This window comes from Arthrobacter sp. zg-Y919, assembly GCF_030142045.1.
Lineage (GTDB): Bacteria > Actinomycetota > Actinomycetes > Actinomycetales > Micrococcaceae > Arthrobacter_B.
Map to the genome: position 1 here is coordinate 469,044 of NZ_CP126242.1, position 23,624 is coordinate 492,667.

The window sequence follows — 23,624 nt, forward strand, 5'->3', positions numbered from 1 at the left end:
GAGACATATGTTCTCCGGTGGGTGCTCAAGGGTGGAATATCAATGGATAGGCGCCGGCATGCCGGTTTCAGAGGCCAGTACGTTCCCTTCGGGGTTCCTGGAAAACCTCCTGTTACCGTGTGGGTCCGGTTAGTCGTTTGGCACACTGTTGGGTCCTGAAGCAACAGGCACCCGCATGTCCTTCCCTTCGGGGCGGGGGTTGCGGGTAACCTGGTTTGTTTCTGTTTGTTCCTGCGCAGGCCGGAACCGTATCACTGACACCCTTTGCGGGGTTGTCCGGTGCGGGGACGGGTGTGACGGGGTTGTTGTTTGAGAACTACATAGTGGACGCGAGCATCTTAAAATATTAAGTGCAATTTCAGAAAAACCTGGTAGATCCGGGTGCCCTTCGCGGGTGCCTGGTGAGACCGTGGTTTTCTCGATAGCGATAATAAATTGATCTTAGTGGTCAAGTTTTTAAGGGCACACGGTGGATGCCTTGGCATCAGGAGCCGAAGAAGGACGTAGGAATCTGCGATAAGCCTGGGGGAGTTGATAACCGAACTTTGATCCCAGGATGTCCGAATGGGGAAACCCCGCCCGGCGCGCGAGTGACCGGGTGACCCGCATCTGAACACATAGGGTGCGTGGAGGGAACGTGGGGAAGTGAAACATCTCAGTACCCACAGGAAGAGAAAACAACAGTGATTCCGTTAGTAGTGGCGAGCGAACGCGGAAGAGGCTAAACCAGTGGTGTGTGATAGCCGGCGGGCGTTGCATCACTGGGGTTGCGGGACTTTCCGTACCGATTCTGCCGGATCGGTGAAGTGAGTGCAGGTGCATAGGTGAACTGGTTTGAAAGCCAGGCCGTAGAGGGTGTTAGCCCCGTAACCGGAATGTATGCTGCCGCTTGGAGAGGATCCCAAGTAGCACGGGGCCCGAGAAATCCCGTGCGAATCTGCCAGGACCACCTGGTAAGCCTAAATACTCCCTGATGACCGATAGCGGACAAGTACCGTGAGGGAAAGGTGAAAAGTACCCCGGGAGGGGAGTGAAATAGTACCTGAAACCGTGTGCCTACAAACCGTTGGAGCAGCCTTGTAGCTGTGACAGCGTGCCTTTTGAAGAATGAGCCTGCGAGTTAGTGTTACGTCGCGAGGTTAACCCGTGAGGGGAAGCCGTAGCGAAAGCGAGTCTGAATAGGGCGATGCAGTGGCGTGATCTAGACCCGAAGCGGAGTGATCTACCCATGGCCAGGTTGAAGCGACGGTAAGACGTCGTGGAGGACCGAACCCACTTCAGTTGAAAATGGAGGGGATGAGCTGTGGGTAGGGGTGAAAGGCCAATCAAACTCCGTGATAGCTGGTTCTCCCCGAAATGCATTTAGGTGCAGCGTTGCGTGTTTCTTACCGGAGGTAGAGCTACTGGATGGCTAATGGGCCCTACAAGGTTACTGACGTCAGCCAAACTCCGAATGCCGGTAAGTGAGAGCGCAGCAGTGAGACTGTGGGGGATAAGCTTCATAGTCGAGAGGGAAACAGCCCAGACCACCAACTAAGGCCCCTAAGCGTGTGCTAAGTGGGAAAGGATGTGGAGTTGCCCAGACAACCAGGAGGTTGGCTTAGAAGCAGCCACCCTTGAAAGAGTGCGTAATAGCTCACTGGTCAAGTGATTCCGCGCCGACAATGTAGCGGGGCTCAAGTACACCGCCGAAGTTGTGGATTTCAGATATTAGATAAGCCTTCGTGGTTCAGTCGTCTGGAGTGGTAGGGGAGCGTCGTGTGGGCAGTGAAGCCGCGGTGGAAACCAGCGGTGGAGCCTACACGAGTGAGAATGCAGGCATGAGTAGCGAAAGACGGGTGAGAAACCCGTCCGCCGAATGATCAAGGGTTCCAGGGTCAAGCTAATCTGCCCTGGGTAAGTCGGGACCTAAGGCGAGGCCGACAGGCGTAGTCGATGGACAACGGGTTGATATTCCCGTACCGGCGAAGAACCGCCCATACCAAGCAGGGGACACTAACCGTCCGGAGCCTGCCCGATCACCCTTGTGGTGTGAGGGTTTTGGCCGAGCACGGGACCTGATCCTGGGAGGTAAGCGTATTAACAGGTGTGACGCAGGAAGGTAGCCGGGCCAGGCGATGGTAGACCTGGTCTAAGGACGTAGGGTCCGTGATAGGTAAATCCGTCACGGTGTCTTGGATGACGAACCTGAGATCCGACGGGACCCCCTCACGGGGGGATCCGGTGATCCTATGCTGCCTAGAAAAGCATCGGCGCGAGGTTCCAGCCGCCCGTACCCCAAACCGACACAGGTGATCAGGTAGAGAATACTAAGGCGATCGAGAGAATTATGGTTAAGGAACTCGGCAAAATGCCCCCGTAACTTCGGGAGAAGGGGGGCCCCAACCTTGATGGACACTTGCTGTCCGGAGGGGATCGGGGCCGCAGAGACCAGGGGGAAGCGACTGTTTACTAAAAACACAGGTCCGTGCGAAGTCGCAAGACGATGTATACGGACTGACTCCTGCCCGGTGCTGGAAGGTTAAGAGGACCGGTTAGCCCTTACGGGCGAAGCTGGGAATTTAAGCCCCAGTAAACGGCGGTGGTAACTATAACCATCCTAAGGTAGCGAAATTCCTTGTCGGGTAAGTTCCGACCTGCACGAATGGAGTAACGACTTCCCCGCTGTCTCAACCATAAACTCGGCGAAATTGCAGTACGAGTAAAGATGCTCGTTACGCGCAGCAGGACGGAAAGACCCCGAGACCTTTACTATAGTTTGGTATTGGTGTTCGGTGTGGCTTGTGTAGGATAGGTGGGAGACTGTGAGACCCGGACGCCAGTTCGGGTGGAGTCATCGTTGAAATACCACTCTGGTCATACTGGATATCTAACTTCGGCCCGTAATCCGGGTCAGGGACAGTGCCTGATGGGTAGTTTAACTGGGGCGGTTGCCTCCTAAAGAGTAACGGAGGCGCCCAAAGGTTCCCTCAGCCTGGTTGGCAATCAGGTGTCGAGTGTAAGTGCACAAGGGAGCTTGACTGTGAGAGAGACATCTCGAGCAGGGACGAAAGTCGGGACTAGTGATCCGGCGGTACATTGTGGAATGGCCGTCGCTCAACGGATAAAAGGTACCTCGGGGATAACAGGCTGATCTTGCCCAAGAGTCCATATCGACGGCATGGTTTGGCACCTCGATGTCGGCTCGTCGCATCCTGGGGCTGGAGTAGGTCCCAAGGGTTGGGCTGTTCGCCCATTAAAGCGGTACGCGAGCTGGGTTTAGAACGTCGTGAGACAGTTCGGTCCCTATCCGCTGCGCGCGCAGGAAATTTGAGAAGGGCTGTCCTTAGTACGAGAGGACCGGGACGGACGAACCTCTGGTGTGTCAGTTGTACTGCCAAGTGCACCGCTGATTAGCTACGTTCGGATGGGATAACCGCTGAAAGCATCTAAGCGGGAAGCCCGCTTCGAGATGAGATTTCCATACACCTTGTGTGTGAGAGGCCCCCAGCCAGACCACTGGGTTGATAGGCCGGATGTGGAAGCGGGGACTAAAGACCCGTGAAGCTGACCGGTACTAATAGGCCGATAACTTACACCACAACAACACCTGGACGGACACGACTTCAAACGGTCCGTCAAAGTATAAAGGGTGTTGAAGATCATGCTGCTTGCGTCCACTATGTGGTTCCCGGACAACAACCCGTGTTGTTGCCGTAGGAACCGAACCCACCCTCTTGTCCGGGGGTTGGTTCACCTTTTTTACCGCACTGCCGGCACCCTTTTTACGGGGGGTTCCGGGACGTGCTGTAACCAGAGATTTCCCCACCCCGCTTTGCGGGGGTGCGGGTAGCAGGGTTACGGCGGTCATAGCGTGGGGGAAACGCCCGGTCCCATTCCGAACCCGGAAGCTAAGACCCACAGCGCCGATGGTACTGCATCCGGGAGGATGTGGGAGAGTAGGTCACCGCCGGACAATATTTGAATAACAGGATGAGCCCGTACCAGTGCTGGTACGGGCTCTTCCTCTTTAACCCGCCAGGACCTGCGCTGGACCGCCTGAGGACCAGGCGGCGCATCCCGTTAGGCGTGCAGCCGGTCTGTCCACCCCAAGACTCCTACATCACTCTTTTGGGCGCTAACCGCTCTGGATCCACACACTTACCCTTACAAGTGTGTACGCCTGCATATACCGTCGCGACTTCGGGGCGAGCGGTTGCCGGCTTTGAGCTGGTCTCTACTGCAGCTGCCCCTCTCAGTAAGCCAGCGAGAGAAGGCAGGACCTTATGGGTCGGAGTGGAGCACTTGCACAGTCTGGGGGGAACCGCGGGAGGGGCAGAAAGCAGCGCGGGTATCTGAGGTCATTGTTTGGTTTGGTCGGTGTACTGCTGGCCGCGTTGTTGGTGCTGGCGTTGCCTGCGCAGGCCGTTTTTTCGGGGACGCCGCCGGGCACCACTAATCCGGCTGCCGACGTTGAAGTCACCATGACGGGCACGGCGGAAGGAACCTCGGTCGCCGGGGGGCTCCCGCCCGCAGGGGCAGGTTTTGATATTTCCGCGTACCCTGCCGAAGTCCCGCCGGGATATGAGGACAGCGACGCTTCCTTCGCTGGAATCATCACCACCACCGATGCCGATGGGAGTACCGAGTCCATGTATTGCATCGACATCCGGACCTCTACCTATTCGGGGCTCGGATACGAGGGGGGTACGTGGAGCGAATCGGAGGTCCCGAATGTCGGCTATGTGAACCGCATTCTTAATAACTATTACCCCTCCGTGCCTACCGCACCTCCTGCGCCGACGGCGGACGAGCAGGCCGCCGCAGTCCAGGCAGCCATCTGGTTCTTCAGCGACGGTTTTGTACTGGATGCGGGGGATCCCATCCGCGATTACACCGTCCCCATCATCGAGGAAGCCATCGCGGCCGGCCCATTACCGGAGCCCCCCGCCCCCGCCGTGGCCATCGACCCGCCCCTTGCTGCAGGACCCGTTGACGGTGTCACCGGACCCTTCACAGTGACGACCGGAGACGGCGAGCTGCTGACCGTCGAGGTCGCCACAGGGTTTACTCTCTACACCGATCCAGCTGGAACGGTCCCCTTGATTGGACCGGTACCGTCAGGAACCCAGGTCTGGGTGCGTAGCACCGCGCAGACTACCGCCCCCGCGGTAGTTACAGCCCGGGCGGTGGTGCCTGTGCAAACGGGGAACGTCTACCTTTACGTAGGCAACAATCCCGACGTGAGCGACGCACAACGGCTCATCTTGGCGGTCAGCACCGAAATCGAGTCCGTTGCCGAGGCGACTGCGGAGTTCTTTGTACCGGGTGATCTCGTGGTGAACAAAACGTTTGCGGGGGAAGCGGTAGGCAGCCAAGGCGCGATTGCGCTGACTGTCGATTGTGGTGCGGCGGGGCTGTTTAGCTTTGAGATCCCCGCAGGAACCGCTGCACCGGTCAGCGAAACGATCGTGGATCTTCCGGTGGGTACGGTGTGCTCCCTCACCGAACCGGTTACGGGATCCACTACCGAGGTGACGGTGACGCCGACAGTGTCGGATCCGGTGACGATCACCGAGGGGGAGAATGTCCTCGCCGTGACGAATACGGTGGAGTTCAACCCGGGCAGCCTTGTGGTCGCCAAGACCATCAGCGGCTCCGGCGCCGGCCTGCAGGATGACATTGTGCTCCACGTGCAGTGCGGGGACGGGCTCGTAGATGAGATTTTCGTTATCCCTGAGGGGACCACCGCGGACACCTTCACGCAGCTGTACCAGGGAATCCCGGCGGGTGTGCTGTGCCGGGTTTCAGAGCCGGCATCCGGGGCTAACGAAGATGTCACTGTGGAATCGACCGGCACAGCTGAAGTAACCATCCTGCCGGGACAGTCCCAAACCGTCGAGGTGGTCAATGTGTATGCGCCTGTGCCGGTTACCGAGCGGCTCCCGCGCACCGGGGCCGACGGCCCCACGTACGGCGTCGCTATTGCCGGCGGTGGGGCACTGCTCGCCGGATCATTGTTGGTCCTGGGATCAACGCGCCGGCGCCACAACAGCTTCACTCGCGAGTCATCCCAGGGATAGAAGCAGGAGACCCCCAATGAGCCATTATTACTTTCCATCCGGCCCGCGGCGTCGGCCGGGGCCCGAGCGCGGGTTACGCAGGTCTCTTTTCGGCATGGCGGCCGCTGCAGTGCTGCTGCTGGCACCGTTCGCGGCACCCGCGAATGCTTCGTGGGCAGAGCCTGACCCGAATGAACCGGCGCCTATAGCCGGCACCAATGCGGAAGTCGTGACTACCGACCTCGGGCCCGCTCAAAGGGTACAAGCGTTCGTGGCTGACAATCCCACCCCGCCAGACCCCTTGGCACCGTATCCGGAGGAGAACCCAGTGGGAGTGCCTGTGACCGGCCGGTTCGCGGGCATCATTCTGACGGAGGACGCCGATGGCGGGATTGGGCAGATGTACTGCATCGACACAGCGGTGGAGACCATGGTCGGCATCGGCTACGTTCAGGGGGCCTGGGACGAATCCAACGTAGCCAACATCGGCTACGTAAATTACATCCTGAACAACTACTATCCTGCGAATCCCGCAGCCCCTGCGGGCTTAAGCGCCGATCAGCAGGCTGCGGCGGTGCAGGGTGCGATCTGGTACTTCACCGACGGATACCTGGTCAATACCACGGAGACGGTCATCAGACCCGTGGTTGAGGCGATCGTCGCCGACGCACAGGCCAACGGGCCCCTCGTGGAACCGCCCCCACCGAATGTCACCGTCACCCCACCGGTTGCTGCGGGTCCGGCGGGAGGCGTGGCGGGCCCGTTCACGGTCGCGTCGGAAGGAGCCGCGGAGGTTACGGTTTCCGTGCCAACCGGATACACCATGTACTCCGACGCTGCGGGGACCGTCCCCATCCCGACCGGAAGCACAGTCCCTTCGGGGACCCAGATCTGGGTGGCCGGCCCGCCGGCATCAACCGACCCGGGAGTCATTAGCGCACGCGCTTCCGTCACGGTCCAGACCGGCAACGTCTACCTCTACGACCAGGGCGATCCACTATTGGACAACGCGCAGCCCCTCATCCTCGCCGCGACCACGGTGTTGGAAGCCACGGCCGAGGCAACGGCGGAGTTCTTCGTGCCGGGTGATCTCGTGGTGAACAAAACCTTTGCGGGAGAAGCGGTAGGCAGCCAAGGCGCGATTGCGCTGACTGTCGACTGTGGTGCAGCGGGCCTGTTTAGCTTTGAAATCCCCGCAGGAACAGCAGCGGCGGTCAGCGAAACGATCGTTGATCTTCCGGTGGGAACGGTGTGCTCTGTCACCGAACCGGACACGGGATCCACTACCGAGGTGACGGTGACGCCGACCGTCACGGAGCCGGTGACGATCACCGAGGGCGAGAATGTCCTCGCCGTGACCAACACGGTGGAGTTCAACCCCGGCAGCCTTGTGGTCGCCAAGACCGTCAGCGGCTCCGGCGCCGGCCTGCAGGATGACATTGTGCTCCACGTGCAGTGCGGGGACGGGCTCGTAGACGAGATTTTCGTTATCCCTGAGGGGACCACCGCGGACACCTTCACGCAGCTGTACCAGGGAATCCCGGCGGGTGTGCTGTGCCGGGTTTCGGAGCCGGCATCCGGGGCTAACGAAGATGTCACTGTGGAATCGACCGGCACAGTTGAAGTAACCATCCTGCCGGGACAGTCCCAAACCGTCGAGGTGGTCAATGTGTATGCGCCTGTGCCGGTTACCGAGCGGCTCCCGCGCACCGGGGCCGACGGCGCTACGGTGCTGGGCGCTGTGGCCGGCGCTGCAGTACTCGCCGGATCGGTCCTGGTTCTGGGGACCTCACGACGGCGGCGCAGCTAGTTAGCGCTGGCAATTGCCGCTGAAGTTCGGCTGAAGCCGGCCCTGGCGAGGGGGTCGGCTCCAGCGCTTCGGTGGCGATTTGCAGGTGGGTGGATTCGTGTGTAAAGTTTTAGAAGTCGCCGCGGCCGGGACGCTGGAAAAGCGCCCGAGCATGGCGGCCAAACCCCATCACAAAACAGAGTCCAACCAGTGCGCCCTTCACGGGGACGGTGGAAAAGACTCCGGTAAGTGCTGGGTCCGGAACGGCGGAAACGCTTTTCACGGTGGTCCGGATCACGGATACCGCGAATTGCGGAAAACGCCGGAATGGAATAAGATATATAAACATTGCAGCGAAGAAGAAAAGGAAAACATTTGTTTTCCCGAGTATTTTCGGATTGCGTCTGTTGTTTGAGAACTCAATAGTGTGCCAAGTTTATTGATACCAATTTATTTATATTGATTGGTTGAACAGGCCGTTTCCGCCCACCCCGTGGGTATGGGACGGTTTTTTTAGCCGGTTTCGAATTTAGTGCAGGACGGACGACCAATTTTCCTTGGTCCCCGGACTGTGTCTGTAACACATTTACGGAGAGTTTGATCCTGGCTCAGGATGAACGCTGGCGGCGTGCTTAACACATGCAAGTCGAACGATGACTTCTGTGCTTGCACAGAATGATTAGTGGCGAACGGGTGAGTAACACGTGAGTAACCTGCCCCTGACTTCGGGATAAGCCTGGGAAACCGGGTCTAATACCGGATACAACGGACCACCGCATGGCGGTCCGTGGAAAGCTTTATGCGGTTTTGGATGGACTCGCGGCCTATCAGCTTGTTGGTTGGGGTAATGGCCCACCAAGGCGACGACGGGTAGCCGGCCTGAGAGGGTGACCGGCCACACTGGGACTGAGACACGGCCCAGACTCCTACGGGAGGCAGCAGTGGGGAATATTGCACAATGGGCGGAAGCCTGATGCAGCGACGCCGCGTGAGGGACGAATGCCTTCGGGTTGTAAACCTCTTTCAGCAGGGAAGAAGCGAAAGTGACGGTACCTGCAGAAGAAGCGCCGGCTAACTACGTGCCAGCAGCCGCGGTAATACGTAGGGCGCAAGCGTTATCCGGAATTATTGGGCGTAAAGAGCTCGTAGGCGGTTTGTCGCGTCTGCTGTGAAAGCCCGGGGCTCAACCCCGGGTCTGCAGTGGGTACGGGCAGACTAGAGTGATGTAGGGGAGACTGGAATTCCTGGTGTAGCGGTGAAATGCGCAGATATCAGGAGGAACACCGATGGCGAAGGCAGGTCTCTGGGCATTAACTGACGCTGAGGAGCGAAAGCATGGGGAGCGAACAGGATTAGATACCCTGGTAGTCCATGCCGTAAACGTTGGGCACTAGGTGTGGGGGACATTCCACGTTTTCCGCGCCGTAGCTAACGCATTAAGTGCCCCGCCTGGGGAGTACGGCCGCAAGGCTAAAACTCAAAGGAATTGACGGGGGCCCGCACAAGCGGCGGAGCATGCGGATTAATTCGATGCAACGCGAAGAACCTTACCAAGGCTTGACATGAACCGGAAAGGCCTGGAAACAGGTCCCCCACTTGTGGCCGGTTTACAGGTGGTGCATGGTTGTCGTCAGCTCGTGTCGTGAGATGTTGGGTTAAGTCCCGCAACGAGCGCAACCCTCGTTCTATGTTGCCAGCGCGTTATGGCGGGGACTCATAGGAGACTGCCGGGGTCAACTCGGAGGAAGGTGGGGACGACGTCAAATCATCATGCCCCTTATGTCTTGGGCTTCACGCATGCTACAATGGCCGGTACAAAGGGTTGCGATACTGTGAGGTGGAGCTAATCCCAAAAAGCCGGTCTCAGTTCGGATTGAGGTCTGCAACTCGACCTCATGAAGTTGGAGTCGCTAGTAATCGCAGATCAGCAACGCTGCGGTGAATACGTTCCCGGGCCTTGTACACACCGCCCGTCAAGTCACGAAAGTTGGTAACACCCGAAGCCGGTGGCCTAACCCCTTGGGGAGGGAGCCGTCGAAGGTGGGACCGGCGATTGGGACTAAGTCGTAACAAGGTAGCCGTACCGGAAGGTGCGGCTGGATCACCTCCTTTCTAAGGAGCACCTCAGGGTGGCATTGCCTTCCACAGTGTGGGTGGTGTGCCCTGCAGGAGATGCCCATATCGGAGACATATGTTCTCCGGTGGGTGCTCAAGGGTGGAATATCAATGGATAGGCGCCGGCATGCCGGTTTCAGAGGCCAGTACGTTCCCTTCGGGGTTCCTGGAAAACCTCCTGTTACCGTGTGGGTCCGGTTAGTCGTTTGGCACACTGTTGGGTCCTGAAGCAACAGGCACCCGCATGTCCTTCCCTTCGGGGCGGGGGTTGCGGGTAACCTGGTTTGTTTCTGTTTGTTCCTGCGCAGGCCGGAACCGTATCACTGACACCCTTTGCGGGGTTGTCCGGTGCGGGGACGGGTGTGACGGGGTTGTTGTTTGAGAACTACATAGTGGACGCGAGCATCTTAAAATATTAAGTGCAATTTCAGAAAAACCTGGTAGATCCGGGTGCCCTTCGCGGGTGCCTGGTGAGACCGTGGTTTTCTCGATAGCGATAATAAATTGATCTTAGTGGTCAAGTTTTTAAGGGCACACGGTGGATGCCTTGGCATCAGGAGCCGAAGAAGGACGTAGGAATCTGCGATAAGCCTGGGGGAGTTGATAACCGAACTTTGATCCCAGGATGTCCGAATGGGGAAACCCCGCCCGGCGCGCGAGTGACCGGGTGACCCGCATCTGAACACATAGGGTGCGTGGAGGGAACGTGGGGAAGTGAAACATCTCAGTACCCACAGGAAGAGAAAACAACAGTGATTCCGTTAGTAGTGGCGAGCGAACGCGGAAGAGGCTAAACCAGTGGTGTGTGATAGCCGGCGGGCGTTGCATCACTGGGGTTGCGGGACTTTCCGTACCGATTCTGCCGGATCGGTGAAGTGAGTGCAGGTGCATAGGTGAACTGGTTTGAAAGCCAGGCCGTAGAGGGTGTTAGCCCCGTAACCGGAATGTATGCTGCCGCTTGGAGAGGATCCCAAGTAGCACGGGGCCCGAGAAATCCCGTGCGAATCTGCCAGGACCACCTGGTAAGCCTAAATACTCCCTGATGACCGATAGCGGACAAGTACCGTGAGGGAAAGGTGAAAAGTACCCCGGGAGGGGAGTGAAATAGTACCTGAAACCGTGTGCCTACAAACCGTTGGAGCAGCCTTGTAGCTGTGACAGCGTGCCTTTTGAAGAATGAGCCTGCGAGTTAGTGTTACGTCGCGAGGTTAACCCGTGAGGGGAAGCCGTAGCGAAAGCGAGTCTGAATAGGGCGATGCAGTGGCGTGATCTAGACCCGAAGCGGAGTGATCTACCCATGGCCAGGTTGAAGCGACGGTAAGACGTCGTGGAGGACCGAACCCACTTCAGTTGAAAATGGAGGGGATGAGCTGTGGGTAGGGGTGAAAGGCCAATCAAACTCCGTGATAGCTGGTTCTCCCCGAAATGCATTTAGGTGCAGCGTTGCGTGTTTCTTACCGGAGGTAGAGCTACTGGATGGCTAATGGGCCCTACAAGGTTACTGACGTCAGCCAAACTCCGAATGCCGGTAAGTGAGAGCGCAGCAGTGAGACTGTGGGGGATAAGCTTCATAGTCGAGAGGGAAACAGCCCAGACCACCAACTAAGGCCCCTAAGCGTGTGCTAAGTGGGAAAGGATGTGGAGTTGCCCAGACAACCAGGAGGTTGGCTTAGAAGCAGCCACCCTTGAAAGAGTGCGTAATAGCTCACTGGTCAAGTGATTCCGCGCCGACAATGTAGCGGGGCTCAAGTACACCGCCGAAGTTGTGGATTTCAGATATTAGATAAGCCTTCGTGGTTCAGTCGTCTGGAGTGGTAGGGGAGCGTCGTGTGGGCAGTGAAGCCGCGGTGGAAACCAGCGGTGGAGCCTACACGAGTGAGAATGCAGGCATGAGTAGCGAAAGACGGGTGAGAAACCCGTCCGCCGAATGATCAAGGGTTCCAGGGTCAAGCTAATCTGCCCTGGGTAAGTCGGGACCTAAGGCGAGGCCGACAGGCGTAGTCGATGGACAACGGGTTGATATTCCCGTACCGGCGAAGAACCGCCCATACCAAGCAGGGGACACTAACCGTCCGGAGCCTGCCCGATCACCCTTGTGGTGTGAGGGTTTTGGCCGAGCACGGGACCTGATCCTGGGAGGTAAGCGTATTAACAGGTGTGACGCAGGAAGGTAGCCGGGCCAGGCGATGGTAGACCTGGTCTAAGGACGTAGGGTCCGTGATAGGTAAATCCGTCACGGTGTCTTGGATGACGAACCTGAGATCCGACGGGACCCCCTCACGGGGGGATCCGGTGATCCTATGCTGCCTAGAAAAGCATCGGCGCGAGGTTCCAGCCGCCCGTACCCCAAACCGACACAGGTGATCAGGTAGAGAATACTAAGGCGATCGAGAGAATTATGGTTAAGGAACTCGGCAAAATGCCCCCGTAACTTCGGGAGAAGGGGGGCCCCAACCTTGATGGACACTTGCTGTCCGGAGGGGATCGGGGCCGCAGAGACCAGGGGGAAGCGACTGTTTACTAAAAACACAGGTCCGTGCGAAGTCGCAAGACGATGTATACGGACTGACTCCTGCCCGGTGCTGGAAGGTTAAGAGGACCGGTTAGCCCTTACGGGCGAAGCTGGGAATTTAAGCCCCAGTAAACGGCGGTGGTAACTATAACCATCCTAAGGTAGCGAAATTCCTTGTCGGGTAAGTTCCGACCTGCACGAATGGAGTAACGACTTCCCCGCTGTCTCAACCATAAACTCGGCGAAATTGCAGTACGAGTAAAGATGCTCGTTACGCGCAGCAGGACGGAAAGACCCCGAGACCTTTACTATAGTTTGGTATTGGTGTTCGGTGTGGCTTGTGTAGGATAGGTGGGAGACTGTGAGACCCGGACGCCAGTTCGGGTGGAGTCATCGTTGAAATACCACTCTGGTCATACTGGATATCTAACTTCGGCCCGTAATCCGGGTCAGGGACAGTGCCTGATGGGTAGTTTAACTGGGGCGGTTGCCTCCTAAAGAGTAACGGAGGCGCCCAAAGGTTCCCTCAGCCTGGTTGGCAATCAGGTGTCGAGTGTAAGTGCACAAGGGAGCTTGACTGTGAGAGAGACATCTCGAGCAGGGACGAAAGTCGGGACTAGTGATCCGGCGGTACATTGTGGAATGGCCGTCGCTCAACGGATAAAAGGTACCTCGGGGATAACAGGCTGATCTTGCCCAAGAGTCCATATCGACGGCATGGTTTGGCACCTCGATGTCGGCTCGTCGCATCCTGGGGCTGGAGTAGGTCCCAAGGGTTGGGCTGTTCGCCCATTAAAGCGGTACGCGAGCTGGGTTTAGAACGTCGTGAGACAGTTCGGTCCCTATCCGCTGCGCGCGCAGGAAATTTGAGAAGGGCTGTCCTTAGTACGAGAGGACCGGGACGGACGAACCTCTGGTGTGTCAGTTGTACTGCCAAGTGCACCGCTGATTAGCTACGTTCGGATGGGATAACCGCTGAAAGCATCTAAGCGGGAAGCCCGCTTCGAGATGAGATTTCCATACACCTTGTGTGTGAGAGGCCCCCAGCCAGACCACTGGGTTGATAGGCCGGATGTGGAAGCGGGGACTAAAGACCCGTGAAGCTGACCGGTACTAATAGGCCGATAACTTACACCACAACAACACCTGGACGGACACGACTTCAAACGGTCCGTCAAAGTATAAAGGGTGTTGAAGATCATGCTGCTTGCGTCCACTATGTGGTTCCCGGACAACAACCTTTGGTTGCTGTGCCTGGAACACGAACCCACCCTCTTGTCCGGGGGTTGGTTCACCTTTTTTACCGCACTGCCGGCACCCTTGCAGCGTCTTTTTGGCGTGATAGGGGTTCCGGGACGTGTTGTAACCAGAGATTTCCCCACCCCGCTTTGCGGGGGTGCGGGTAGCAGGGTTACGGCGGTCATAGCGTGGGGGAAACGCCCGGTCCCATTCCGAACCCGGAAGCTAAGACCCACAGCGCCGATGGTACTGCATCCGGGAGGATGTGGGAGAGTAGGTCACCGCCGGACAATATTTGAATAACAGGATGAGCCCGTACCAGTGCTGGTACGGGCTCTTCCTCTTTAACCCGCCAGGCCTAACCCGGGCGGTCCTGACCTTCGGGGAGCTGCCGGCGGGTTCCTTTGGCCGCCGTCGGGGACTGGCGCGTCCTGCATCTAGGCGGCACCAGCCCGACGGCAGCCGGTAGGCTGGACTGCATGAGCGCTTCCCTGTTTTCCCACCCGGCCGACCCGGACCCGGAAGGCACGGACCCCGGACAGCCGGCCTCTGTCCCGGACGTTGTCGCGGTGCGGCAGGTCCCCCGCGACGCGGAGGAAGCCTTCAACGGATTCACCGATTACCTTCACTTATGGTGGCCGGAGGAACTGACTGACTTTGGTGAAGGAACCCACGCGGAGTTCGAGGGCGGGGTCCTCACCGAAACGGGACCGGACGGGGAAACGGCAGTGTGGGCCACGGTACGAACCCGGGAACCGGACACGCTGCTTGAACTGGACTGGGTAGCCGGACATAGCCCGCGGAACCCCACCGATGTACGCGTCGAATTCACGCCGGCGGAGGACGGGTCCACACTGGTCACGCTCCGGCACGGTGGGCTGGACCGGCTGCCGGATGGCGCCGGTGAATACAGCCGTCTCCAGGAGGAATGGTCGGAGATCCTCGACCGCTACGCACGGTTTATGGGGGCACGGTAGTCTGCTGGCATGTCCCTAGATGCACTCCGCGGGCTTAGCCTCAGCGGGGCGGACCTGCAGGTCGATACCGCGCCGGAGGTCCTGGCCGCCTACGCGATCGATCAGGGACCCGTGCGCGCGTACGCCGAACCCCGGGCGGTCGTCTGGCCCGCCAATGTGCAGGCCGTCCAGGACGTGATGCGCTGGGCCACGGCAACGGGGACTGCGGTGGTTCCGCGTGGTGCGGGAACCGGTGTTTCCGGCGGGGCGCATGCAACGGACGGATGCATCGTCCTCTGCCTGGACCGGATGAACCGGATCCTCGAAATCAATGCGCAGGATGAGGTGGCCGTCGTCGAACCTGGCGTGGTCAACGCGGACCTGAACGCGGCCGCAGCGTCCCACGGGTTGATGTACGCGCCGGATCCGGCCAGCTACCTGACCTCCACCATCGGCGGGAATGTGGCCACCAATGCCGGTGGCCTGCGCTGCGCCAAATATGGAGTGACCCGTGACTCCGTACTGGCCCTCGACGTTGTCCTCGCGGACGGCACCCTTATCAGCACCGGTCAGCGTACCTTCAAGGGGGTCGCGGGATATGACCTCACGGGGCTTTTCACCGGGTCCGAAGGCACCTTGGGCATCATCGTCGGCATCACTGTCCGTCTGCGGTACCTGCCGGTGGAGATCCGTACGATCGCCGCGTTCTTCCCCGATTTCCCGACGGCGGCTGCCGGCGTTTTAGCCGTAGGTGCGGCCCGCGTACAGCCAGCCATCATGGAGCTGTTGGACGGTGCCACCCTGAGCGCCCTGGACGAAACGCACGGCAGTAACCTGCGCTCGAGGGGAAACGCCCTGCTGCTGATTCAAACCGACGGTTTCGGTGCCGGGGCCGAAGCCGACATGGTGCGGAGCGTACTCACAGAACATGCATCCGCCGTTACCAGTGAAGGGTCGGCCGAAGCCGTACGCCTGGTGGAGCTGCGCCGGCACAGCCGGGGAGACGGCGATGTAAACCAATCACGGGTAGGGGAGGACGTGGCCGTGCCGCGCTCGGCGCTGGTGCGGTACGTTGCGGACTTGGAGCGGATGGCGGCGCAGCATCGAGTGAACCTCAAGGTGGTGGCCCACGCGGGGGACGGCAACCTGCACCCGACCTTTTGGGTGCAGGCTGCCGACAAAAGTGGAGCAGCGCGGCTGGATGCGGCGCTGGATGAGTCCATATCCGTCGCCCTGTCATCCGGCGGAACCATCACCGGCGAACACGGTGTGGGACAGTTCAAGCTCCGGTGGCTGCCGCAGGAGCAGCAGGCCGAGGTGCTGGAGCTTCAACGCAGAATCAAAAGCGTGTTTGACCCTGCAGGCATCCTGAATCCCGGAAAGGCAATTGCCGGTTCGGGCTAAGGACCTTAGGAACTACTCCAGCCGCAGCCACACCGTACGGTTAGGCCGCAGACGCTTCCCTTCGAGAGCATCCGGAGCGCTGCCCAGCAGCAACGGCAGGTCCGGAAGCTCCACCGGCACGTCCCCCATATTCATGGCCACCAGGATGGTGCCGTTGACGAAAGCGACAAGTCCCTCGCCGTCGTGCTCCGGCCACCAGGCCAGGGAACCGTGGCCCAGGCGCAGCTGCCGGCGCAGTGCGAGGGCACTACGGTACAGGTTCAACGTCGAATCGGGGTTACGCTGCTCGATATCCCGGGAATGCCTGCCCCAGATAGGGGGCTGCGGCAGCCAGCTCTCGCCAGTGGAACTGAAGCCGTAGCTGGGGAGGTTCGCCTTCCAGGGCAGCGGCACGCGGTTGCCGTCCCGTCCGACGCGGACACCGGCGGTGCGGTGGAACGTCGGATCCTGCCGGAACTCGTCCGGGAGCAGTGTATGGTCCGGCAGCCCGAGTTCCTCCCCCTGATAGAGGTAAACACCGCCGGGCAGTGCCAGCATCAGCAGCGTGGCAGCACGGGCACGGGCAATACCGAGTTCGAGGTTCGGCTGTTCGTCCCGCGGCCCGAGGCCGTCTCCGCTGCGGGGGCCGGCGCCGGTCAGGCCGAAGCGGCTGGTGTGCCGGACGACGTCGTGGTTGGAGAGCACCCACGTGGTGGGTGCCCCGACCCGGTCGAACGCCTGCAGGGAAGACTCGATGACTTCCCGCAGCGCGGGGGCGTGCCAGGGGTGGTGCAGGTAGGCGAAGTTGAACGTCTGGTGCATTTCGTCCGGGCGCACCCAGTCGCTGAGGCGTTCGATGGGGTCGATGGTCGCTTCGGCGCAGAGCACCCGGTCGCCGTCGTAGGAGTCCAGGATCTTCCGCCAGGACCGGTAGATGTCGTGGATGCCGGGCTGGCCGAACATCGGGGCCGCATGGCCGGGGAACCCTTCGGAGGAGGACCCGTCGGCGCGTCCGCCCCAGTCCGGGAGCCCGGATTTCTTGATCAGTGCGTGGGCGACGTCGACGCGGAACCCGCCGACGCCGCGGTCCAGCCAGAACCGCAGGATCTTCTCGAACTCGGCGTGCACGGCGGGGCTGTCCCAGTTGAAGTCCGGCTGGGAGGTGTCGAACAGGTGCAGGTACCACTGTCCGGGGGTGCCGTCGGGTTCCGTAACGCGGGTCCAGGCCGGGCCGCCGAAGTGCGACTGCCAGTTGTTCGGAGGGTTTTCCCCGTGTTCGCCGGTGCCGTCGCGGAAGATGAACAGGTCCCGGGCCGGGGAGCCGGCGGGGGAGGTGAGGGCAGCCTGGAAGAGGGGGTGCTGGTCGGAGCAGTGGTTGGGGACCAGGTCCACAATGATGCGGATGTTATGGCGGGAGGCTTCGGCGACGAGGGCGTCGAAGTCGTCCAGGGTGCCGAAGAGGGGGTCCACGGAGCAGTAGTCGGCGACGTCGTAGCCGGCGTCCTTCTGGGGTGAGCGGTAGAAGGGGGAGAGCCAGATGGCGTCGATGTCGAGTTCGGCCAGGGTGGGGATCTCGGCGGTGATGCCGGGCAGGTCTCCGACTCCGTCTCCGCGCAGGTCACGGAACGAGCGCGGGTAGATCTGGTAGATCACCGAGGACCGCCACCATTCACGGCCGGTGGACGGCTCATGCACGGGGACCAGCCTGGAGACGGCTGAAGCGGTAGTCAGCTGTTCAACCATTCAGGGCGTCTTCCTTCCGCAGGTTATATGGACTAACACTTCCATTTAACGTCCGGGATTCCTCCGGAGATGCGAACTGCAGCCGGAATCACACGAGAGGTTTGCCACGCATTTATGAGACGGTGGGCACACCTCGGGCAGACCTATAAGCTGGGGACAGACCACATCGGCGGCCGGTCCCGGTGCCGGCATGTCTACTTACCCAAGGGGAACAACGTGTCTGAAAACCGCCCAGACGGGCAGCCCGGCGCCAACCCGGGAGCCAATAACGAGAATGCTTCGGACGACGGCCAGTACGGTCCTCCGTCCCCGCAGCCAGGCTATCCCGGAGTGCCCGACCCGACGGACAGTACCGCATATCCGTCCTACGGACAGCAGGACAGCTACCCCGGAGGTGGCCAGCAGACGCCGGCCTACAGCCAGCAGCAGGGTTACCCCGGCTACGGCGAACAGCCGGCGTACCCGGCCTACGGCCAGGCCGGTTACCCGGTGCCGCGTCCGAACCCCGGACAAGCCATGGGCATCGCCGGCCTTGTCACATCCTTCTTCTTTTCCGTACTCGGTCTGGTGCTGAGCATCGTGGGCCTGACCCAGTCCCGCAAGGCAGGGATGGGTAACACCCCCGCCGTCATAGGCATCGTCGTCGGCAGCCTGGGAACCATCTTCGGGGTGCTGATGTTCATCTTCATCGTCCTCGCGGCCACGGCCAGCCGGTATTAACCGGGAACCGCCGCCAGCCGCAGGAGCACCTGCTTAGGCCGGCGCTCCTCCGGCATCCAGGATTTCCATCGTCCGGGTATCGGTGCTGAGCAGGATGGCGGCTTCATCCCGGCGGTGCCGGAGGATGGTGTCCATGTAGGACTGCACCGCTTCCGCCATCGGCACATTGCGGTTGGCCTTTTCGGACATGTACCACCGGTGCTCCAGGACTTCATGCACCACTTCGGCGGCTTCCAGCTTGCTGCCCAGGTCGCGGGGGACGGCTTTGACGATTGGTTCGAACACCTGGGTGACCCACAGGTGCGCACTGAGCTCTTCATCGAGTTCCGGATGACTGGTCACCCGGTAGGAGTCCAGGTCATTGAGGAGCCTGCGGGCCTGGTTTTCCTGGGCATCGATTCCGGTCAGGCGCAGCAGCCGGCGCTGGTGATGGCCGGCGTCGACCACCTTAGGCTGCAACTGGACCTGCGTCCCGTCGGGGGTGGTGCTGATGCTGAGCTCGTCGACGTCGAATCCCAGGTCATTGAGGCGGCGGATGCGTGCATCCACGCGCCACCGGTCAGCCATCCCGAAGGATTCCCGCTCCGTCAGCTCCGCCCAGAGCCGGCGGTAACTGTCCATGATCCGTTCGCTGGTGGCCAGCGGATCCACGGATTCCTCAATCAGGCCGCCCTCCGCGAGGTCCATCAGTTCTCCGGCGATGTTGACCCGGGCGATTTCCAGGTCGTATTCACGCTGGCCGTTGGAAAGCTCCGGGTAGAGTTCACCGGTTTCGGCGTCCACGAGGTACGCCGCGAAGGCGCCGGCGTCGCGGCGGAAGAGGGTGTTGGACAGGGACACGTCGCCCCAGTAAAAGCCCGCCAGATGCAGGCGGACCAGCAGCAGCGCCTGCGCGTCGATCAGGCGGGTCAGGGTCACCTCGCGCAGGGTCTGGGAGAAGACGGCACGGTAGGGCAGGGAAAAGCGCAGATGCCGGGTGACCAGGACCGGCTGCAGCTCTTCGCCCGCGGAATCCATGCGCCCGGTGATCACGGCCACGGGCGCCACCGCGGGAACATTCAGCCGGCGGAGCTTGCGCAGCATGTGGTATTCCTGCCGGGCCACGTGTTCGCTGGTTTCCTTAATGGCAATCAGCGAATCGCCCAGACGGGCGAAGCGGACAACGTGGCGGGAGATGCCGCGGGGGAGGGCGGCCAGGTTCTCCTTGGGCCATTCCTCGAGCGGAATGTGCCAGGGCAGGTCCAGCAGTGCCGGGTCCATGGAAGCGGCCGTGATGTTCAACGACCCAAGTGTGTTGATCCGTTGGGTCGAGGACCGTGTGGTGCGGGGCAGCTTGCCGGCCTGCTCCCAGTCGGTGGGTTCATTCTGCCAACTGGCAGGTGCAGCGTCTGTCATAGGCGAAAGCCCTTACATCTCAAGCATGCGTTAAGGAAAAAGCGGTGGCTCCCCATCTCAGAGTTTAGTTGAGCAGGGAAGCCACCGCATGCTGTTACGGTGCGGGTTAGGCCTGTTCCGCCAGCCGTTCCCCGTTGGAGGTATCGAACAGGTGCACGTGGCCCTTCTGCGGGCGGACGTGGAGCGTGTCGCCCTTCAGCGGAGGACGCCGTCCATCGACCCGGACCACCATGTCGTAATCCTTGCCGTCGATGCTGCTGTGGCCGTATACGTAGGCGTCGGCGCCCAGCTCCTCGACAACGTCGACCTCCACCCGCAGGCCTTCGCCCTCGGGCACCGTTTCCAGGTCCTCGGGACGGACACCCAGGGTCACCGTGTTGCCGGCGGCCGCACCGAGAACGGAACTCTCCACCGGGTAGACGGCACCGCCAAAGGCAACGCCGCCGTCGACCACCGGAAGCTCGAGCAGGTTCATGGCGGGGGAGCCGATGAAGCCGGCAACGAACACGTTCCGGGGGTGGTCGTAGAGGTTCCGCGGGGTGTCGACCTGCTGCAGGATGCCGTCCTTCAGCACCGCGACCCGGTCACCCATGGTCATGGCTTCAACCTGGTCGTGGGTGACGTACACGGTGGTGACCCCGAGGCGGCGGGTCAGCGACGCAATCTGGGTGCGGGTCTGCACACGCAGCTTGGCATCCAGGTTGGACAGGGGCTCATCCATCAGGAAGACCTGCGGGTTACGGACAATGGCCCGGCCCATGGCAACACGCTGGCGCTGGCCACCCGAGAGTGCCTTCGGCTTGCGGTCCAGGAAGTCTTCGAGGTCCAGCAGCTTTGCCGCCTCGCGGACGCGTTCAAGCCGCTCTTCCTTGCCGATGCCGGCAATCTTCAGGGCGAAGCCCATGTTGTCCGCCACGGACATGTGCGGGTACAGCGCATAGTTCTGGAAAACCATGGCGATATCGCGGTCCTTGGGCGGAACGTCGGTGACATCCCGGTCGCCGATCAGGATCCGCCCGGAGTTGACGTCTTCGAGACCGGCGAGCATGCGCAGCGAGGTGGATTTTCCGCAGCCCGACGGGCCGACGAGAACCAGGAATTCGCCGTCGGCGATTTCGAGGCTGAGGTTGTCTACCGCGGGACGTTCGGTCCCCGGGTAGAGGCGTGTGGCCTGGTCAAACGTTACCGTTGCCATGGTGTTTCCCTTCACGGGCAGGTACGTGCCCGACGATCCGTTGTGAATGGAGAGCTATTGAGTTGGATGTAGAGCCGCATGGCACAGGTCTTCTCCGACCTGTGGTGCGGGTCACAGGGTCAGTATGGCACAGGTTGGCAGAAGGCGACCGGGCACCGGCCGCAGGTATCAGCTGGCGGTGGCGTCGGCGCGCAGTCGCGCAAGTTCGACCAGGACGCCGGTGAACGCCTCGGGGGATGCGACCCGGTAGGCCGCGGCAGTGGTTCCCTCGCCCACCTTGATTCCGACGTCGCCGGGGGCAAGGGCCTCGAAGCCGCGTTCGTCGGTGACATCGTCCCCGGCGAAGAGCACCGCCGTCGCGCCGGTCAGCTGGCGCAGGGCCCGGATACCCTCGCCCTTGTTGGTGTGGACCACCGAGGCCTCCAGTACGGACTTGCCGTCGGTGACCTGCACGCCGTCGAGCAGGCTCAGTTCCCGCCGGGCCTCGGCTGTGGCTGCGGCGGCAACCGCCCCGGACACGCTGCGTGTATGCAGGACGACGCCGGCGGGCTTGTCTTCGAGCCGGCAGCCCGGGTGGCGGGCGGTCACGGATTCCACCGCTGTGCGGGCCCGGGCCAGCAGCTCGGCCTGTTCGGCGGTCAGCTGCAGGGGTTCCTGGTTGGGTCCGGTCCAGGTCTCGGCACCGTGGCTGCCGATAAGGAGGGTTTCCGGGTCCGGTGTGGCTACGGTGCGCAGACTGTCCAGCGCGCGTCCGGAAATGAACGCGGTGACGGTCTCCGGGAGGGTGGCCAGGGCGCGGACCGCTGCGGCCGAGCCGTCCAGCGGCCGGGCGTCCTCGGCATGCTCCACCAGCGGGGACAGCACCCCGTCAAAGTCCAGCGCCACGAGCAGTTTCCCGGTCCGGGACAGGGTTTCCAGCGCCTCCTGCAGGCGCGCGTCCTGCACACTCATGACTGGTCCTGATCCTGGGTCTGCTCCCGGTCCTGGTCCTGTTCGAGGGCATCCAGGAAGTTGCGGGACCAGCGTTCGACGTCGTTCTGCAGCACCTGGCGGCGCATCAGGCGCATCCGGCGGCCGGCTTCCCGGGCCGGCATGTTTACCGCGGTGAGGATGGCGGCCTTCAACCCGTCGATGTCGTGCGGGTTGACCAGCACTGCCTGCCGCAGCTGGTCGGCTGCTCCGGTGAACTCGGAAAGGACAAGGGTGCCGGTGTTGCCGGTGCGGGCGGCCACGTATTCCTTGGCCACCAGGTTCATGCCGTCGCGCAGCGCGGTGACCAGCATGACGTCGGCGGCCAGGTAGAGCGCCACCATCTCCTCTACCGGATAACTGTGGTGGAGGTAGCGCAGTGCCGTATTGGAGATGGTGTCGAAAGTGCCGCTGATCCGGCCCACCGTCCCCTCCACCTCCTCGCGCAGCAGCCGGTACTGTTCCACGCGCTCGCGGGATGGGCTGGCGACCTGGATCATGGCTGCGTTTTCCACCGTGATCTTGCCGTCTTCGAGGAGCTCCCCGTACGCCTTGAGCCGGTGGCTGATGCCCTTGGTGTAATCCAGGCGGTCCACGCCGAGCAGCACGGTGTCCGGGTTGCCCAGTTCACGGCGGATCTGCTTGGACCGCTCAATGACATCTTCACGCTGCGCCAGCTCGGTGATCTGGCTGGAATCGATGGAGATGGGGAATGCCTCGGCCCGGGAGACATAGGAGAGTCCATCTTCCGTGGTGACATTTACCTGCTGCTGGCGGATGGTGTACCCGGCGAAGCGGCGCACGCAGCGCAGGAAGTTGCTGGCGTCCGAGGGGCGCTGGAACCCGATCAGGTCCGCCCCGAGCAGGCCCTCGATGATGTTCCGGCGCCAGGGCAGCTGGGCGAAGATTTCCAGCGGAGGGAAGGGAATGTGGTTGAAGAAGCCGATCTTCAGGTCCGGGCGTGCCTGGCGCAGCAGCTGGGGGACCAGCTGCAGCTGGTAGTCCTGGACCCAGACCGTGGCGCCCTTGGCTGCCACTGAGGCGGCGGCGTCGGCGAAGCGGCGGTTCACCGTCCGGTAGGCGTCCCACCAGGTGCGGTGGAATTCCGGGGTGGCGATCACGTCGTGGTAGAGCGGCCACAGCGTCGTGTTGGAGAAGCCCTCGTAATACAGTTCAACTTCATCGGTGCTCAGCGGCACCGGCTTGAGGTGCATGTTGTCATGGTCGAAGGGCTCGACCTCTTCGTCCGGAGATCCCGGCCAGCCCACCCACGCGCCGTCGGCCTTGGCCATCACGGGAGCCAGCGCAGTGACCAGCCCGCCGGGGGACCGGCGCCAGGTTTCGCCGTCGGCTCCGCTGACCCGGTCAACGGGAAGCCGGTTGGAAACGACGATGAAATCGAAGTCGCCATAGCTGTCCGGAGCGTCTTCCTTGGAACTCGGATCCGCCTCAGCGTTCACGAATGGCACCCCTCTGTTGAAAAGTCATATATTGCCACTCTATCGAAGGGCGGAAACTTTGTACCGCCCACAGCCGTTGGCCGAACGGCCGTCGCGGCTGTTCCGCC

At 61.3% G+C, this 23,624-nt stretch carries 10 protein-coding genes and 5 rRNA genes; 10 read left to right on the forward strand and 5 right to left on the reverse strand.

The features are described from left to right. The first annotated feature begins 446 nt into the window (after positions 1-446). The 9 genes from QNO10_RS02295 to QNO10_RS02335 all read left to right on the forward strand — a co-directional run bounded on the left by QNO10_RS02295 (position 447) and on the right by QNO10_RS02335 (position 16,056). Positions 447-3,581, forward strand: a 23S ribosomal RNA gene (locus tag QNO10_RS02295). Positions 3,582-3,838: 257 nt separating this feature from the next. Next, positions 3,839-3,955, forward strand: a 5S ribosomal RNA gene (gene rrf / locus QNO10_RS02300). A 397-nt stretch (positions 3,956-4,352) separates the two neighbouring features. Then, positions 4,353-6,062 (forward strand): thioester domain-containing protein, encoded by a 1,710-nt coding sequence (locus QNO10_RS02305; RefSeq protein ID WP_229951376.1) that lies wholly within the window; start codon positions 4,353-4,355, stop codon positions 6,060-6,062. A 307-nt stretch (positions 6,063-6,369) separates the two neighbouring features. Continuing rightward, positions 6,370-7,851 carry a thioester domain-containing protein gene (locus QNO10_RS02310; RefSeq protein WP_229951375.1) on the forward strand — a complete coding sequence of 494 codons (1,482 nt, stop codon included), beginning with the start codon at positions 6,370-6,372 and terminating at the stop codon, positions 7,849-7,851. Between the two features lie 564 nt (positions 7,852-8,415). Continuing rightward, a 16S ribosomal RNA gene (locus QNO10_RS02315) occupies positions 8,416-9,942 on the forward strand. Positions 9,943-10,460: 518 nt separating this feature from the next. Continuing rightward, positions 10,461-13,595, forward strand: a 23S ribosomal RNA gene (locus QNO10_RS02320). 274 nt (positions 13,596-13,869) lie between these two features. After that, positions 13,870-13,986, forward strand: a 5S ribosomal RNA gene (gene rrf, locus QNO10_RS02325). The 16S, 23S and 5S rRNA genes sit together here, the layout of an rRNA operon. A gap of 189 nt (positions 13,987-14,175) precedes the next feature. Beyond that, positions 14,176-14,673 (forward strand): SRPBCC family protein, encoded by a 498-nt coding sequence (locus QNO10_RS02330; protein ID WP_229949100.1) that lies wholly within the window; start codon positions 14,176-14,178, stop codon positions 14,671-14,673. Between the two features lie 9 nt (positions 14,674-14,682). Then, positions 14,683-16,056, forward strand: a complete 1,374-nt coding sequence (locus tag QNO10_RS02335) for an FAD-binding oxidoreductase (protein ID WP_229949102.1) — start codon at positions 14,683-14,685, stop codon at positions 16,054-16,056. A gap of 12 nt (positions 16,057-16,068) precedes the next feature. On the opposite strand, the gene QNO10_RS02340 is transcribed toward QNO10_RS02335, so the two are convergent. Beyond that, the gene (locus QNO10_RS02340; protein ID WP_229949104.1) at positions 16,069-17,778 is read right to left on the reverse strand and encodes a glycoside hydrolase family 13 protein; all 1,710 of its coding nucleotides are present in this window, start codon (positions 17,776-17,778) and stop codon (positions 16,069-16,071) included. Between the two features lie 216 nt (positions 17,779-17,994). On the opposite strand from QNO10_RS02340, the gene QNO10_RS02345 reads away from it, so the two are divergent. Then, positions 17,995-18,498: a DUF4190 domain-containing protein gene (locus QNO10_RS02345; RefSeq protein WP_229949106.1), complete on the forward strand. Its 504-nt coding sequence runs from the start codon at positions 17,995-17,997 to the stop codon at positions 18,496-18,498. Between the two features lie 33 nt (positions 18,499-18,531). Here the strand turns inward: QNO10_RS02345 and QNO10_RS02350 are convergent, their stop codons facing one another. The 4 genes from QNO10_RS02350 to QNO10_RS02365 all read right to left on the reverse strand — a co-directional run bounded on the left by QNO10_RS02350 (position 18,532) and on the right by QNO10_RS02365 (position 23,517). Continuing rightward, positions 18,532-19,893: a DUF4032 domain-containing protein gene (locus QNO10_RS02350; RefSeq protein ID WP_229949109.1), complete on the reverse strand. Its 1,362-nt coding sequence runs from the start codon at positions 19,891-19,893 to the stop codon at positions 18,532-18,534. 106 nt (positions 19,894-19,999) lie between these two features. Further along, the gene (locus tag QNO10_RS02355) at positions 20,000-21,088 is read right to left on the reverse strand and encodes an ABC transporter ATP-binding protein (protein ID WP_229949111.1); all 1,089 of its coding nucleotides are present in this window, start codon (positions 21,086-21,088) and stop codon (positions 20,000-20,002) included. Between the two features lie 168 nt (positions 21,089-21,256). Next, positions 21,257-22,039, reverse strand: a complete 783-nt coding sequence (gene otsB / locus QNO10_RS02360) for a trehalose-phosphatase (RefSeq protein WP_229949113.1) — start codon at positions 22,037-22,039, stop codon at positions 21,257-21,259. Continuing rightward, positions 22,036-23,517 carry an alpha,alpha-trehalose-phosphate synthase (UDP-forming) gene (locus QNO10_RS02365; RefSeq protein ID WP_229949114.1) on the reverse strand — a complete coding sequence of 494 codons (1,482 nt, stop codon included), beginning with the start codon at positions 23,515-23,517 and terminating at the stop codon, positions 22,036-22,038. Before QNO10_RS02365 ends, otsB begins: the two co-directional genes overlap by 4 nt. Positions 23,518-23,624 lie beyond the last annotated feature (107 nt).

Coding starts and splice junctions, on each gene's coding strand:
- QNO10_RS02330 (WP_229949100.1), top strand. CDS start 14,176: ATGAGCGCTTCCCTGTTTTCCCACCCGGCCGACCCGGACCCGGAAGGC.
- QNO10_RS02335 (WP_229949102.1), top strand. CDS start 14,683: ATGTCCCTAGATGCACTCCGCGGGCTTAGCCTCAGCGGGGCGGACCTG.
- QNO10_RS02340 (WP_229949104.1), bottom strand. CDS start 17,778: ATGGTTGAACAGCTGACTACCGCTTCAGCCGTCTCCAGGCTGGTCCCC.
- QNO10_RS02350 (WP_229949109.1), bottom strand. CDS start 19,893: ATGACAGACGCTGCACCTGCCAGTTGGCAGAATGAACCCACCGACTGG.
- QNO10_RS02355 (WP_229949111.1), bottom strand. CDS start 21,088: ATGGCAACGGTAACGTTTGACCAGGCCACACGCCTCTACCCGGGGACC.
- otsB (WP_229949113.1), bottom strand. CDS start 22,039: ATGAGTGTGCAGGACGCGCGCCTGCAGGAGGCGCTGGAAACCCTGTCC.